The sequence below is a fragment of the Thermomonospora echinospora genome (assembly GCF_900108175.1).
Classification (GTDB): domain Bacteria; phylum Actinomycetota; class Actinomycetes; order Streptosporangiales; family Streptosporangiaceae; genus Thermomonospora; species Thermomonospora echinospora.
On the sequence record NZ_FNVO01000004.1, the window covers coordinates 262,239 to 275,058 of the forward strand.

A 12,820-nucleotide genomic window follows, 5' to 3' on the forward strand; every position below is an offset into this window, starting at 1 on the left:
GGACGTGGCGGGACGGCGCGGTCCCGTCGGAAAAGGGGTTGCACCGTGCTTCGTCAGGTCCTGCTGGCCGCTTCCCGCAGCGATGGCGTCCGTAAGGCGGTGGAGACCGCCCCTTTTTCCCGGGGGGCGGTGCGCCGGTTCATCGCGGGGGAGACGGTGGACGACGCGCTGGAGGTCACGCAGCGGCTCATCGGTGATGGGCTGTCGGTCACGCTGGACCACCTCGGCGAGGACACCACCGACGCGGGCCAGGCCAAGGCGGTCGTGGAGAACTACCTGGCGCTGCTGGAGCGGATCTCCGCCGCCGGGCTCGGCACCCGGGCCGAGGCCTCGGTGAAGCTGTCGGCGGTGGGCCAGGCCCTCGACGAGGACCTCGCCGTCGAGAACGCCCGCCGTATCTGCGCGGCGGCCAAGGCGGCCGGCACCACGGTGACCCTGGACATGGAGGACCACACCACGGTCGACTCCACCCTGCGGATCCTCGGTGAGCTCAGGCGCGACTACCCCAGCACGGGCGCGGTCATCCAGTCCTACCTGCGCCGTGCGGAGCAGTACTGCGCCGACCTGGCGTACCAGGGATCCCGGGTACGCCTATGCAAGGGCGCCTACGCCGCCCCTGAGGACGTCGCCTTCTCCTCCAAGGAGGAGGTCGACAAGTCCTACGTGCGCTGCATGAGGGTGCTCATGGCGGGCCAGGGCCACCCCATGCTGGCCACCCACGACCCGCGCCTCATCGAGATCGCGGGCGCGCTGGCCGTGCTCCACGACCGCGCCCCCGGCGACTTCGAGTACCAGATGCTGTACGGGATCCGCCCCGCCGAGCAGCGCCGCCTGGTCGGTCTCGGCGCGCAGGTACGGGTGTACGTCCCCTACGGCGGGCAGTGGTACGGCTACGCGATGCGGCGGATGGCCGAGCGCCCCGCCAACCTGGCCTTCGTGCTGCGCTCGTTCGCGACCAGGTCATGAGCCCGCCGGGCGCCTCGCTAGGCTGGACGTCGTGGGCAAACTGATCGCGATTCTCGGTGCCGGCAAGATGGGCGAGGCGCTGCTGTCGGGCGTGCTGCGGGCCGGCCGCCGTCCCGCCGAGCTGCTGGTGACCACCCGCCGCGAGGAGCGCGGCGCCCTGCTGCGCGAGCGGTACGGGGTCGAGGTCGTCACCAACGCCGAGGCCGCCAAGCGGGCCGACACCCTGATCCTGTCGGTCAAGCCCCAGGACATGGGCACCCTGCTGGGGGAGCTGCACCCGCACGTCCCGGCCGGCCGGCTGGTGATCTCGATGGCGGCGGGCATCACGACCGGGTTCATCGAGGAGCGGCTGCCCGCCGGGCTGCCGGTGGTGCGGGTCATGTCCAACACGCCGGTGCACGTGGACGAGGCGATGAGCGTGGTGTCGGCGGGCTCGCACGCCGCCGAGGAGCACCTGCGGGTGGCCGAGGAGCTGCTGTCCCCGGTCGGCCGGGTGCTGCGCATTCCCGAGTCGCTGCAGGACGGGGCGACCGCGCTGTCGGGCAGCGGGCCGGCCTACTTCTACTACCTGGTCGAGGCGATGGTGGACGCGGGCATCCTGCTGGGCATGCCGCGCGCCGCCGCGCTGGAGATGGTGATCCAGTCGGCGGTCGGGGCGGCGGTCATGCTGCGCGACTCCGGCGAGCACCCGGTGCTGCTGCGCGAGGCGGTCACCTCGCCGGGCGGGACGACCATCGCCGCCATCCGCGAGCTGGAGCGGCACGGGGTGCGGGCGGCGGTCATCGAGGCCATTGAGGCGGCCCGTAACCGCGGCCGTGAGCTGGCCGAAGGCTGACGGCGGGGACTCCGCCCGCAAATCCCCGGCGTTCCGGTTGATCCGGAGCGGGTTCTGTGTCCGTGTTAAGGGCATGGGAATTCTGCTTCGAGTGCTCGTGGCCGCCGGGCTGGCCGCCGACGCGGTCGTCCACTGGGTGTTCGCGTCGGACATGGCGTTCGTCGAAGGCGGGAGCATCGCCGGGGACGACCTGTTCCGCGCCCAGGCGATCCTCGCCGCGATCGCGGCGGTGCTGGTGGTGGTGTGGGCGCGGCGGTGGACGTACGCGGTCGCGTTCCTGGTGGCGGCCAGCGCGGTCGGCGCCCTGCTGCTGTACTACTACGTCGACGTGGGCCCGCTCGGGCCGCTGCCGCAGATGTACGACCCGGCCTGGTACACCGAGAAGACGATCAGCCTGGTCGGCGAGGGTGTGGCGGCGCTCGCGGCGCTCGCCGGGATGCTGCTGCCGGCGCGTTCCGACGACCGCTCCCCGTCCGGGGCCCCCGACCGGGCGGGCGCCTTCTGACGACCGGGGTCGCCCAAGGGTCCACGTGCGGCCTCGGCGGGACTCGGGCGTACGCGCCCCCTTGGCGGGGCTCAACGTGCGCGGACGCCCGGCAGGGCCCGGGCGACCGCGGCGGCGAGTGGCGTCCGAGCCGGACTCCGAGCCGGACTCCGAGCCGGATTTTGGGCCGCCGCCGGAGACGCGGGCTCAGGCGACCGCGCCGGAGCCCGCTGCGGGAAAGCCGTCGATGACGGACGTGATGAAGCGGGCGCTCTCCCTCATCGCCGCGCGGGCCTCGGGCAGGACCCGGTTGAGCAACTGGAAGACGTGGATCTGGCCCTGCCAGACCTGCAGGCGGCAGTCGGCGCCCGCCTCGGTCAGGGCCTCGGCCAGGCGCTCGGCCTCCGGGCGGAGCATCTCGGCGCCACCGACCTGGATCAGCACCGGCGGCACCCCGGTCCACGAGCACTCCAGCAGCGCCAGCCGGGGGTCGGCCAGCTCGGCCTGGCCCATCACCAGCTGGCCGATCCGGCGGGCGGTGTGGGCGCTGATGTAGGCGTCGCGGGTGCGCTGGTCGCACTCGGTCGACAGCTCGCAGGTCAGGTCGACCCACGGCGAGTAGAGCACCAGCCCGGCCGGGGTCGGCAGCTTGGTGCGGCAGATCTCGCCGGTCAGCGACGCGGCCAGATGGCCGCCCGCCGAGTCTCCGGCGATCACGATGCGGGACGCCGGGTAGCCCTCGTTCATCAGCCACCGGTAGGCGTCGAGGGCGTCCTCCAGCGGCGCGGGGAACGGGTGCTCGGGCGCCAGCCGGTAGTGCGGCACGAACACCGGCAGCCCGGTCTCGACAGCCAGCCGAGAGGTGATCGGCCGGTGGCTGCGCGGCGAGCAGATGATGTAGCCGCCGCCGTGCAGGTACAGGACGGCGGCGTCGGTGACCCGCCCCTTCTCGGGGACGAGCATCTCGCCCGCCAGGTGGCGGGTGCCGCCGGGGCCCTCCAGCGGGGCGTGCACGCCCTCGATCCGGGTCCGAGGGTGCTGGCCGACCAGCAGGGAGGCCGCCTCCACGGCGGTGCGGGCGGTGCGGATGCCCATCGGATGGCCGGGCAGCCGGTGCACGATGGGCCGCAGCCCGAACCGCAGCGCGCGGGAGATCACGGCGCTCTGCATGCTGGGGCGCCGGTCCGTCGGTGATCCAAGCGCTGCCTTCAGCGCGACCGTGTCGGTGGCGACGGCCCCGCCGGGCCGGTACGCCGCCGAAGGTTCCGGTTTCCTCGGTTCCATCGGCACCCCACATGACTATGTTTCCTGCGTGTTAACTAGATGCCCGGATTTGCGGATAATTCACGTTCGAACCTCTTCGGAACTTCTTCGTCCCCTTGACCGGGTACGCGATCGGCGCAGGACGATAGCGTGAGGGCATGAGCAGCGCCGCGCCCTCCGACCGTCCGGGCCCCTGCGATCTCCGGGTCCTGTGGGACGACAGGCTCACCTCCTACGACTTCGGCCCCACCCATCCGATGAACCCCGTCCGGGTGGAGCTGACCATGGCGCTGGCCCGCGAGTACGGGGTGCTGGACCATGCCAACGTCGAGGTCGCCGCGTTCGAGACCGCCGGTGACGTGCTGCTGGAGCTGATCCACGACCCCGCCTACATCGCCGCCGTGCGGCACGCGGGCGCGACCGGGCTGCCCGAGCCGCGGCACGGCCTCGGCACTCCCGACAACCCGGTGTTCCTCGGCATGCACGAGGCGTCCGCGCTGGTCACCGGGGCGTCCGTGGCGGCGGCCGAGGCGGTGTGGACCGGCCGCTGCGCGCACGCCGCCAACATCGCCGGCGGGCTGCACCACGCGATGCGTGCGGCGGCCAGCGGCTTCTGCGTGTACGACGACCCGGCCATCGCGATCGCCTGGCTGCTGGAGCACGGCGCCGAACGGGTGGCCTACGTGGACGTGGACGTGCATCACGGCGACGGTGTCCAGACGGCCTTCTACAACGACCCGCGGGTGCTGACCATCAGCCTGCACGAGACGCCGCGCACGCTGTTCCCGGGCACCGGTTTTCCGCAGGAGACCGGTTCCGGCGAGGCCAGGGGCACGGCGGTCAACGTGGCGCTGCCGCCCGGCACCGGGGACGCCGCCTGGCTGCGGGCCTTCCACTCCGTGGTGCCGCCGCTGCTGCGCGCCTTCAAGCCGCAGGTTCTGCTCACCCAGCACGGCTGCGACAGCCACACCCTGGACCCGCTGGCCCACCTGATGCTGACCGTGGACGGCCAGCGGACCGCCTACGCCGCGCTGCACCGGCTGGCGCACGAGACGGCGGGCGGACGCTGGATCGTCACCGGAGGCGGCGGCTACGAGCTCGTCCAGGTGGTACCGCGCGCCTGGACGCACCTGCTCGCCGAGGCGGCGGGCCGGCCGCTGGATCCGCGCCTGGCCACTCCGGAGCCCTGGCGTGAGTTCGCCAAGCGGCGGACGCGGGAGGTGGGTTCGGGCGGCGTAATGGGCGAGCCGCCGCGCCAGATGACCGACGCGCCGCAGGACCGAGCCGGCGGCGCCGACACCGTGGAGGTGCACACGTGGGGGAGCGGCTTCGATCCGGCCAATCCAGTGGACCAGGCGATCAGGGCGACCCGCCGGGCGGTCTTCCCGGAGCACGGGCTGGATCCGCTGACCGAGCCCTGACCGTTCCGACGCGGGAGGAACTGCGCGAGCACCTGGTCCACAGGATGATCGCCGGCGAGGTGGCCACACCCCGGCAGAACAACCTGCTGCACTACCGGCGGATGGCCGCCGGCAACCCGTACTACCGGTTCGGCCTGGACCTCAAGCGGCAGTGGACCGAGCGGGACGTGCTGGAGATGATGGTCGAGCTGTGCGGGGTCGTCCCGGACCGCGCGCACCTGTACGGGGACGACACCATCGACCCGGACAAGACCATCGGCGCGCTGGAGCGCATGGCCGAGCGGATCGGCCAGGCGGCGCGGCGCCGCGAACGGGTGGTGCTGGCCACTGGGCACCCCGCGACGCTGATGCCGATCTACCTGGCGGTGGGCCAGGCGCTGCGCGAGCGGGGGTGCACCGTGCTCACCCCGGCGGCGGGCTGGGCCTACCAGGCAGAGGTGGGTGCGGGCGCGTCGCAGCGCCGCCAGATCCGCTACCACGAGGGCATGGTCGCCGCGCTGGACGGCGATGATGGGCGCGCGCACCACACGCACGACGCGTTCCCCATGGAGGCGATGCTTGCCGAGTTGGCGGCGAATCCCACCGCCCTGGACGGGTCCTCCGCAGGAGATTCCAAAAATTGGCCGGATCTGGCCATCGCCGACCACGGCTGGGCCGGCGCGGCCGGACAGGCCGGGATCGACACCGTCGGGTTCGCGGACTGCAATGACCCCGCCCTGTTCGCGGGGGAGGTGGAGGGGCGGATTCTGGTCACCGTGCCGCTTGACGACGGCGTGCTCCCGGCGTACTACGCGCCGCTGACGGCGTACCTGATGTCCCATGCGGGCCTGATTGCCTGAACTCCCCTCTTGCGACTGTGGTTGCACGATTTACGCTGGGGGAAGAACACGTGCGTGATCAAAGTCACCTGAAGGGCCGGTGCGCGGCACGTGTGGAAGAGGGCGTCCGATGAGCTCAGGCGAGAGACCTCTCAGTGAGGTCAGGTTCCTGACAGTGGCCGAAGTGGCGGCGGTGATGCGGGTGTCCAAGATGACCGTTTACCGCCTCGTCCACTCCGGAGAGCTGCCCGCGATACGCGTGGGCCGCTCGTTCCGGGTACCCGAGCAGGCAGTACACGACTATCTGCGCGACGCGTTCATAGAAGCGGGATAGCCGGGTACCGCGGGGCTCATGAAGCTTCGCGGGACCGGTATCCGGGTCGTGCGGTGGTCGGCGGCACGGGGGCCACGGACAGGAGGACCCGATGGTGGGCCATCGGGTCCGACGGGACGAGACCGGCGGGGGCCGGCCGGGCGACCGGCGCCCCCGCCCGGACGGCCGGTGTCACGGCGGCCGGCCGTCCGATGTCCGGCACGCCGGGACAACCGGCCACCGCCCGCCTCGTGGGGCGGGTGGTGGGCGGGTGGCGGCATGCCATATGGCCGGGCAGCGGTACTCTTGACCTTCGGCCCGTGCGCCAACGCCTTCGCCGCTGTGCGCCCTGGGTCCGTCTCCTGCACATCACCCGGACGAGTGAGGTCACGTGGGCTCTGTCATCAAGAAGCGTCGTAAGCGGATGGCCAAGAAGAAGCACCGCAAGCTGCTCAAGAAGACTCGCGTTCAGCGCCGCAACAAGAAGTAGAACGAACCGGCCACGTAGCCGAAGGGTGGGGTGCACTGTGTCCGCTATGCCCTCCGCCACCGCCCGTGTCGTCCTCGTCACGGGGGTGTCCAGGTTCCTGGGGGCCCGTGTGGCGGGCGCCCTGCAGGCCGAACCCGGCATCGACCGGGTCATCGGCGTGGACACGGTCCCCCCGACGACGCCGCTCGGGCGCACCGAGTTCGTGCGCGTCGACATCCGCACGCCCGGCATCGCCAAGGTGATCTCTTCGGAGCGGGTCGACACGGTGGTCCACCTCAACCTGGTGACCTCCCAGATCGGCCCGCGGCCGAAGATGAAGGAACTCAACGTCATCGGGACGATGCAGCTGCTGGCGGCCTGCCAGCGCTCACCCGACATGCGCAAGCTGGTGGTGCGCTCGTCGGCCGCGGTGTACGGTTCCTCGCCGCGCGATCCGGCGGTCTTCGCCGAGACCGACGAGCCGATGGAGGCGCCCTCCTCCGGGTACGCCAAGGACGTGACGGAGGTGGAGGGCTACGTCCGGGGGCTGCTGCGGCGCCGCTCGGACCTGACGGTCTCGGTGCTGCGGTTCGCCAACTTCCTGGGTCCGGACGTGGACTCCCCCCTCACCCGGTACCTGCGGATGCCCGTGGTGCCGACCGTGCTGGGCTTCGACCCCAGGTTGCAGTTCATCCACTCCGGCGACGGGGCCGAGGTGGTGCGCCGGATGACGGTCGAGGACCATCCCGGCTGCTACAACGTCGCCGGGGACGGCGTGCTGCTGCTGTCGCAGGCGCTGCGCCGGGCGGGCCGGCCGTCGGTGCCGGTGCCGGAGGCGTCGATGCAGGTGTTCGGCGACCTCGGCCGGCGGTTCGCCGGGCTGTCGGGATTCTCCCCGGAACTGCTGCGCTGGTTGATGTACGGCCGGGTGATCGACTGCTCGAAGCTGGCGGCCGAGCTGCGCTGGCGTCCCGAGCACTCGGCCGAGTCGGCGTTCACCGACTTCGTACGGGCCGCCGGGGGCGGGCACAACCCCTCGCTGGAGGTCTTCGACCGGCTCGTCGGCGCGCTGGGCGGCCGGAGCCCGGCCACCACGAGCCACGGGCGGTCCGGTCCCCGCTTCGGCGGCCCGCGGGCCGCCCCGCACGAGAACGGGGCCGGGCGATGAAGCACGGGTTCGGCGAGTTCGCCGAGGAGCAGCCGATGGCCCCGGTCATCCCGCTCAACACCGGGGCGGGCGAGCCGCCGCCCGGGAACGGCTCGCTGGAGGACCGGCTCGCCGCGGGGCTGTCGTTCCTGCGCCGCCGGCTGGCCGGCGACTACGAGGTCGACGAGTTCGGCTACGACCCCGAACTGGCCGCCGGCGTCCTGCTGCCGCTCGCCCGCGCGCTCTACGAGCACTGGTTCCGGGTCGAGCTGCGGGGCCTGGAGAACGTCCCGGCCGACGGCTGCGCGCTGATCGTCGCCAACCACTCCGGGACACTGCCGATCGACGGCCTGATGCTCCAGGTCGCCGTGCACGACCACGTCGGGCGCGACCTGCGGCTGCTGGGCGCCGACCTGGTCTACCAGGTGCCGGTGCTCGGCCACCTGTCCCGCAAGGCCGGCCACACCCTGGCCCATCCGGCCGACGCCGCCCGCCTGCTCGGCAAGGGCGAGCTCGTCGGGGTCTTCCCCGAGGGCTTCAAGGGGGTCGGCAAGCCGTTCCGGGAGCGCTACCGGCTGCAGCGCTTCGGCCGCGGCGGCTTCGTGGAGACCGCGCTGCGCGCCGGGGCGCCGATCGTGCCGTGCGCGATCGTCGGCGCCGAGGAGATCTATCCCAAGATCGCCGACCTGCGCGCGCTGGCCCGGCTGCTGGGCCTGCCGTACTTCCCGATCACCCCGACGTTCCCGCTGCTGGGGGTGCTGGGGCTGGTGCCGCTGCCGTCCAAGTGGCTGATCCGCTTCGGCGAGCCGATGCCGATGGACGGTTACGGCCCCGAGGACGCCGACGACCCGATGACGGTGTTCAATCTCACCGACCACGTCCGCGAGACCATCCAGCAGACGCTCTACGACACCCTCCTGGAACGCGGCCCCGCGTTCTGACACCCTGCCGAGCCGCGCCCGTCCGCGAAGCCGCGGCCGGCTCAGGCGCGGTAGTGGCGGCGCAGGGCTATGCCCGCGGCGACGCCGCCGGCCAGGGCGCCGGCGCCGGCCGCGGCGGGCAGGGCGACCATCGTCACCTTGCGGCCGGTGCGGAAGTCGTGGACGGGCCACCGGTTGGCCTTGGCGTGCTCGCGCAGCGCCGAGTCGGGGTTGACGGCGTGCGGGTGGCCGACGGTGCCCAGCATCGGCAGGTCGTTCACCGAGTCGCTGTAGGCCGAGCAGCGGGCCAGGTCCAGGCCCTCCCGCTGGGCCAGCGCCCGCACCGCCTCGGCCTTGGCCGGGCCGTGCAGCAGGTTGCCGACCAGTCGCCCGGTGTAGACGCCGTCCTTGGTCTCGGCGACGGTGCCCAGCGCCCCGGTCAGGCCCAGCCGGTGGGCGATGACCCGCGCCACCTCCACGGGGGTGGCGGTGACCAGCCAGACCTGCTGGCCGGCGTCCAGGTGCTGCAGGGCCAGCGCCCGGGTGCCGTGCCAGATCCGGTCGGCCATGACCTCGTCGTAGATCTCCTCGCTGAGCCGGACCAGGTCCTCGACCTTCTGCCCGGCCACGAAGGCCAGCGCCGCCTCCTTGGCGGTGCCGATGTGCTCGGCGTTCTCGGTGCCGCGCACCCGGAACAGGGCCTGCCCCCAGGCGAACATGGCCAGGTCGCGCATGGTGAACAGCTTGCGGGCGGCCAGGCCGCGGGCGAAGTAGTAGATGGACGCACCGCGCATCATGGTGTTGTCCACGTCGAAGAAGGCCGCTGCCGTGGGGTCCGGCTCGGGCCTGAGCGCGTGCGGCTCGGCCGCCGCGGCGGCCACCTCGCCCGCGCTCACATGATCCGTTTCGGTGCGCCGCCAGAATCGCCGCATGCCCGAAGCCTAATCAACGTAGATCGGCGCGCCGTGCGTTCGGTCCCCGAACGCGCTGCCGCTCACCCGCCGTCGACCAGGTCATCACGGTCCGTCGGCGAGCGGGCCGCGATGATCGGGTTCGGCGTGTCGCGGGGCTCCGGCTGGGACGACCGACCGCCCGGCCCCCTCCTACCCGCAGGCCGCCAGGTGCGCGCACAGCAGCACCACCGCGATCATCAGGCCACCGAACACCCCCGGGCGGCGGAACGCCCGGCGTCGCCGCTCTGGGGCGCGTACGGGCCCGCCGGGGGACCGGCAGGGGGCGGTGGACACCAGCCGTTCCCGGAGGGCCGCCCGGAAGGCCGGGTCGGGAGCCACCCGGGCGGCGGGCAGCCGGGAGAGCGGGTCCACGGCGTCCCGGCGGTGGCGGAGCCTGCACCTCATGTCGGCTCCCTCCTGCTCGCTTGCCCGCAAGAACGAGCGTGGGGCCGCCCGGGTTACGGGTGGGGATCGAACGGGGTTCGGGGTGTCCGGAGGCGGGTCAGGTGCGCAGGTCCCGGGGGAGCATCCGACCCAGCGAGCGGACCGCCCGGTACTGCAGGGCCTTGATGGCGCCGGTCTTCTTGCCCATGATCAGCGCGGTCTCGGCCACCGACAGCCCGTGCAGGAACCGCAGCACCACGCACTCCTGCTGCTCGGAGTTCAGCCGCCGGATCGCCGCCAGCAGCGCCCGGTTGGTCATGGCCTCCAGCACCCGCCGTTCGGGGTCCTCGGCGCTGCGGTCGGGCCCGGCGCCCTCCGGCTCCAGCAACTCGGCGGTGCAGACCTCCAGCCGGAACCGGCTGGACTTGAAGTGGTCGGCCACCAGGTTGCGGGCGATGGTGACCAGCCAGGCGCCGAAGTCCTTGCCCTGCCAGCTGAAGTCGCCGATCCGGCGCAGCGCCCGCAGGAAGGTCTCGCTGGTCAGGTCCTCGGCGAGCGGATGCGACCCGACCCGGTAGTAGACGTACCGGTAGACCAGTTCCACGTAGTGGTCGTAGAGGGCGCCGAACGCGTCGGCCTCGCCGTCGCGGGCGCGCAGGACCAGGGCCTTGATCTCGTCGTCGGCGGTGCCGGGGGTGGCCGGCCGGCCGACGCGGCGGCGCGGGAGCGCGCCGATCAGCGGGGACGGCCAGGAGATCGCGGGGGGTGGGATTTCGAGGGGCACGCTGCGCATGCAGTTCTCCTCGGGCAGATGCGACCTCCGGCAGGAATGGCCACTCTAGATACCGGCGGGTACGGAGGCAATGATGTCGTCCCGGTGGGTATGGCTCTTCGATGGCGGATTTCGCCCGTCAGACGCCCGCCGGGTGCGGGGGGCGCGGCCGGTGCGCACCGCGCCGGTACGCGGTACCCCCCTGGATCGGGCACCATAGGGCGCGATGGTTCAAGGTATCCCGGCGCTGCTGGCGACCCTTGGTGCCTTGGCGGCCACCGGGTTGCTGATCCTTCGCGCCAAGAAAGAACGGCTGCCATATCTGATCGCCTGGTGCCTGACGATGGGCGGCATCAGCGTCGCGCTGATCGGGATGACCCTGGGCTTCCTGGTCGGCTTCGGCGGCTTCCTGTTCCGGCTGATGGAGGTCGGGGGCGCGCTGATCGCCCCGGTCTGGCTGGCGCTGGGGATGACGGTGCTGATCGCCGGGGTGATGCAACTACGGTTCGCCTGCTGGCTGTTCGGCACCTCCTACTCGGTCGTGGCCGTGGTGATCCTGCTGCTGGATCCGCTCAAGGGCTCCTTCGACAAGTCGCTGCCGAATCCGGGCCGTCACTACGACTCGCTGCCGCTGCTGCTGATCGACGTCGCCCACGGGGTCGCGGTGATCGCGCTGGTGGCCTGCCTGGTGGTGATCGCGCTGCGGGCCGGCAAGCAGGACCGTGCGGCCTACGAACTGCTGATGCCGGTGGCGCTGGTGGCGCTGGCCGGAGTCCTGGTGGTCAGCGGCACCCGCGGGTTCCTGCCCGGCTTCCTGTCCGCCCTGGCGCTGGCCGGCGCCGCCGGGCTGGTGTGGTTCGGCGTCACCCGCATGCTGCCGGAGACCGGGACGGACGAGGACGGCTACGACGAGGAGTACCAGGAGGGCGAGTACGACGGCGAGTACGCCGCCGGCTATGACGACGGCTACCACGACCGCGCCCCCGCCGACCAGGGCTACGAGATCCCGACCGGCTACGACGAGCAGCCCTACGCCGACCCGGCGGCCACCCAGGTGCAGCCTCCGGCGCACGCCCGGCCACCCGTGCCCCCGCAGGCCAAGCAGCCGCCGCCCCCTGCGATGCCCCCCGCGATGCCCGCCGGTGCCCGCCTGCCCGCCGGGGAACGGCCGGGCACGCCGCTGTGCGGGCAGATCACCGTCTACACGCTGATGGACGGCCGTGGCGAGGCGTTCGACCGGCTGGCGGCCGAGGCGGTCCGCGCGGCCCGCGAGGCCGAGCCGGACATCCTGATCTTCACCTGCCACGAGGTGCCGGGCGCGCCCTCCCAGCGCATCGTCTACCGGCTGTTCCGCGACCAGGCCGCGTTCGCCGAGCACCAGCGGCTGCCGCACGTGCAGCGGTTCGCCGCCGAGTCCCGGCCCTACGTGGCGGCCACCAACGTGATCGAGCTCAGCCTGACCGCGGGCAAGGTCGTGTCGTTGCCCGCGCCGACCGTCCAGGACTACCCGTGACCGACTCCGTTCCGGTGACCATCACCCTGCTCGGCAAGCCGGGCTGCCACCTGTGCGACGACGCCCGCGAGGTGATCGTCCGGGTGGCCGCCGACCTCGGCGTGGCCTGGGAGGAGGAGGACATCACCCGGTCGCCCGAGCTGACCCGGCGGTACTGGGAGCAGATCCCGGTCACTCTGGTCAACGGCGTCCAGCACGACTTCTGGCGGGTGGACGAGCGGCGGCTGCGCGCCGCCGTCGAGCAGGCCCGGCGCGGCCGCTGACGGGCCGGTCCGGGCTCGCCCGGAGCCGGGAATGTGTTCCGTGGGTCACATTCATGCCTGGATGTTTAACCCTTTCCTGTTCTGTCCGGATCCCTCCGCACCCCGGTTGACCTGCGGAGACGTCCTGTCGTACCGGCTGCCGCCAGGGTGGGGCGGCCGGGGCGGACTTTGTGCGCGTGTTCACAAAGGCTTAATCTGATGGACGGCCCGGGGCGGCCAGGCCGGGTCGCAGGGTCCGGCCGGACCGCCGGCATGGCGGGCCTGGTCAGACACAGTCCTGGCGTCAAGCCCCGAAGAGC

At 72.5% G+C, this 12,820-nt stretch carries 15 protein-coding genes; 11 read left to right on the forward strand and 4 right to left on the reverse strand.

Features of this window, described 5'->3' with window-relative positions:
* Positions 1-45: 45 nt before the first annotated feature.
* From C4U03_RS11405 to C4U03_RS11415, 3 genes are all read left to right on the forward strand, one after another.
* The gene (locus tag C4U03_RS11405; RefSeq protein WP_103937701.1) at positions 46-966 is read left to right on the forward strand and encodes a proline dehydrogenase family protein; all 921 of its coding nucleotides are present in this window, start codon (positions 46-48) and stop codon (positions 964-966) included.
* Between the two features lie 40 nt (positions 967-1,006).
* Complete coding sequence (gene proC / locus C4U03_RS11410) at positions 1,007-1,801, forward strand: pyrroline-5-carboxylate reductase (RefSeq protein WP_200827212.1); 795 nt, start codon at positions 1,007-1,009, stop codon at positions 1,799-1,801.
* A 73-nt stretch (positions 1,802-1,874) separates the two neighbouring features.
* Positions 1,875-2,306 (forward strand): hypothetical protein, encoded by a 432-nt coding sequence (locus tag C4U03_RS11415; protein ID WP_146087340.1) that lies wholly within the window; start codon positions 1,875-1,877, stop codon positions 2,304-2,306.
* Positions 2,307-2,492: 186 nt separating this feature from the next.
* On the opposite strand, the gene C4U03_RS11420 is transcribed toward C4U03_RS11415, so the two are convergent.
* Positions 2,493-3,455, reverse strand: a complete 963-nt coding sequence (locus tag C4U03_RS11420; RefSeq protein ID WP_235017782.1) for an alpha/beta hydrolase — start codon at positions 3,453-3,455, stop codon at positions 2,493-2,495.
* 251 nt (positions 3,456-3,706) lie between these two features.
* Here C4U03_RS11420 and C4U03_RS11425 point away from each other — a divergent pair, with 251 nt between their 5' ends.
* The 6 genes from C4U03_RS11425 to C4U03_RS11450 all read left to right on the forward strand — a co-directional run bounded on the left by C4U03_RS11425 (position 3,707) and on the right by C4U03_RS11450 (position 8,657).
* Positions 3,707-4,969, forward strand: coding sequence for an acetoin utilization protein AcuC (locus C4U03_RS11425; RefSeq protein ID WP_103937704.1), 1,263 nt, complete (start codon positions 3,707-3,709; stop codon positions 4,967-4,969).
* Positions 4,966-5,808: a phosphatase gene (locus C4U03_RS11430; protein ID WP_103937986.1), complete on the forward strand. Its 843-nt coding sequence runs from the start codon at positions 4,966-4,968 to the stop codon at positions 5,806-5,808. Before C4U03_RS11425 ends, C4U03_RS11430 begins: the two co-directional genes overlap by 4 nt.
* A gap of 109 nt (positions 5,809-5,917) precedes the next feature.
* Positions 5,918-6,121, forward strand: coding sequence for a helix-turn-helix domain-containing protein (locus C4U03_RS11435; protein WP_026414196.1), 204 nt, complete (start codon positions 5,918-5,920; stop codon positions 6,119-6,121).
* Positions 6,122-6,491: 370 nt separating this feature from the next.
* Positions 6,492-6,590 (forward strand): 30S ribosomal protein bS22, encoded by a 99-nt coding sequence (locus C4U03_RS11440; RefSeq protein ID WP_012854759.1) that lies wholly within the window; start codon positions 6,492-6,494, stop codon positions 6,588-6,590.
* 46 nt (positions 6,591-6,636) lie between these two features.
* On the forward strand, positions 6,637-7,737 hold the full coding sequence (locus C4U03_RS11445) for an NAD-dependent epimerase/dehydratase family protein (RefSeq protein ID WP_103937705.1): 1,101 nt from the start codon (positions 6,637-6,639) through the stop codon (positions 7,735-7,737).
* A complete protein-coding gene (locus C4U03_RS11450) occupies positions 7,734-8,657 on the forward strand; it encodes a lysophospholipid acyltransferase family protein (RefSeq protein ID WP_235017783.1) in 924 nt (307 codons plus the stop codon). The genes C4U03_RS11445 and C4U03_RS11450 overlap by 4 nt, the downstream gene beginning before the upstream one ends.
* A gap of 41 nt (positions 8,658-8,698) precedes the next feature.
* On the opposite strand, the gene C4U03_RS11455 is transcribed toward C4U03_RS11450, so the two are convergent.
* From C4U03_RS11455 to C4U03_RS11465, 3 genes are all read right to left on the reverse strand, one after another.
* Entirely contained in the window at positions 8,699-9,568 is an 870-nt protein-coding gene (locus C4U03_RS11455; RefSeq protein WP_103937706.1) for an HAD family hydrolase, read from the reverse strand.
* 171 nt (positions 9,569-9,739) lie between these two features.
* Complete coding sequence (locus C4U03_RS11460; RefSeq protein WP_103937707.1) at positions 9,740-9,994, reverse strand: hypothetical protein; 255 nt, start codon at positions 9,992-9,994, stop codon at positions 9,740-9,742.
* A gap of 97 nt (positions 9,995-10,091) precedes the next feature.
* Entirely contained in the window at positions 10,092-10,766 is a 675-nt protein-coding gene (locus C4U03_RS11465; protein WP_103937708.1) for a sigma-70 family RNA polymerase sigma factor, read from the reverse strand.
* A gap of 205 nt (positions 10,767-10,971) precedes the next feature.
* Here C4U03_RS11465 and C4U03_RS11470 point away from each other — a divergent pair, with 205 nt between their 5' ends.
* Positions 10,972-12,258 carry a putative quinol monooxygenase gene (locus tag C4U03_RS11470; RefSeq protein ID WP_103937709.1) on the forward strand — a complete coding sequence of 429 codons (1,287 nt, stop codon included), beginning with the start codon at positions 10,972-10,974 and terminating at the stop codon, positions 12,256-12,258.
* Positions 12,255-12,521 carry a glutaredoxin family protein gene (locus C4U03_RS11475; RefSeq protein WP_200827197.1) on the forward strand — a complete coding sequence of 89 codons (267 nt, stop codon included), beginning with the start codon at positions 12,255-12,257 and terminating at the stop codon, positions 12,519-12,521. Before C4U03_RS11470 ends, C4U03_RS11475 begins: the two co-directional genes overlap by 4 nt.
* Positions 12,522-12,820: the final 299 nt, after the last annotated feature.

Bases quoted from the DNA above. Each gene is read 5' to 3' on its own strand.
- C4U03_RS11420 (WP_235017782.1), bottom strand. From the start codon at position 3,455: ATGCAGAGCGCCGTGATCTCCCGCGCGCTGCGGTTCGGGCTGCGGCCC.
- C4U03_RS11470 (WP_103937709.1), top strand. From the start codon at position 10,972: ATGGTTCAAGGTATCCCGGCGCTGCTGGCGACCCTTGGTGCCTTGGCG.
- C4U03_RS11415 (WP_146087340.1), top strand. From the start codon at position 1,875: ATGGGAATTCTGCTTCGAGTGCTCGTGGCCGCCGGGCTGGCCGCCGAC.
- C4U03_RS11425 (WP_103937704.1), top strand. From the start codon at position 3,707: ATGAGCAGCGCCGCGCCCTCCGACCGTCCGGGCCCCTGCGATCTCCGG.
- C4U03_RS11465 (WP_103937708.1), bottom strand. From the start codon at position 10,766: ATGCGCAGCGTGCCCCTCGAAATCCCACCCCCCGCGATCTCCTGGCCG.
- C4U03_RS11445 (WP_103937705.1), top strand. From the start codon at position 6,637: ATGCCCTCCGCCACCGCCCGTGTCGTCCTCGTCACGGGGGTGTCCAGG.
- C4U03_RS11450 (WP_235017783.1), top strand. From the start codon at position 7,734: ATGAAGCACGGGTTCGGCGAGTTCGCCGAGGAGCAGCCGATGGCCCCG.
- C4U03_RS11455 (WP_103937706.1), bottom strand. From the start codon at position 9,568: ATGCGGCGATTCTGGCGGCGCACCGAAACGGATCATGTGAGCGCGGGC.
- C4U03_RS11460 (WP_103937707.1), bottom strand. From the start codon at position 9,994: ATGAGGTGCAGGCTCCGCCACCGCCGGGACGCCGTGGACCCGCTCTCC.
- C4U03_RS11435 (WP_026414196.1), top strand. From the start codon at position 5,918: ATGAGCTCAGGCGAGAGACCTCTCAGTGAGGTCAGGTTCCTGACAGTG.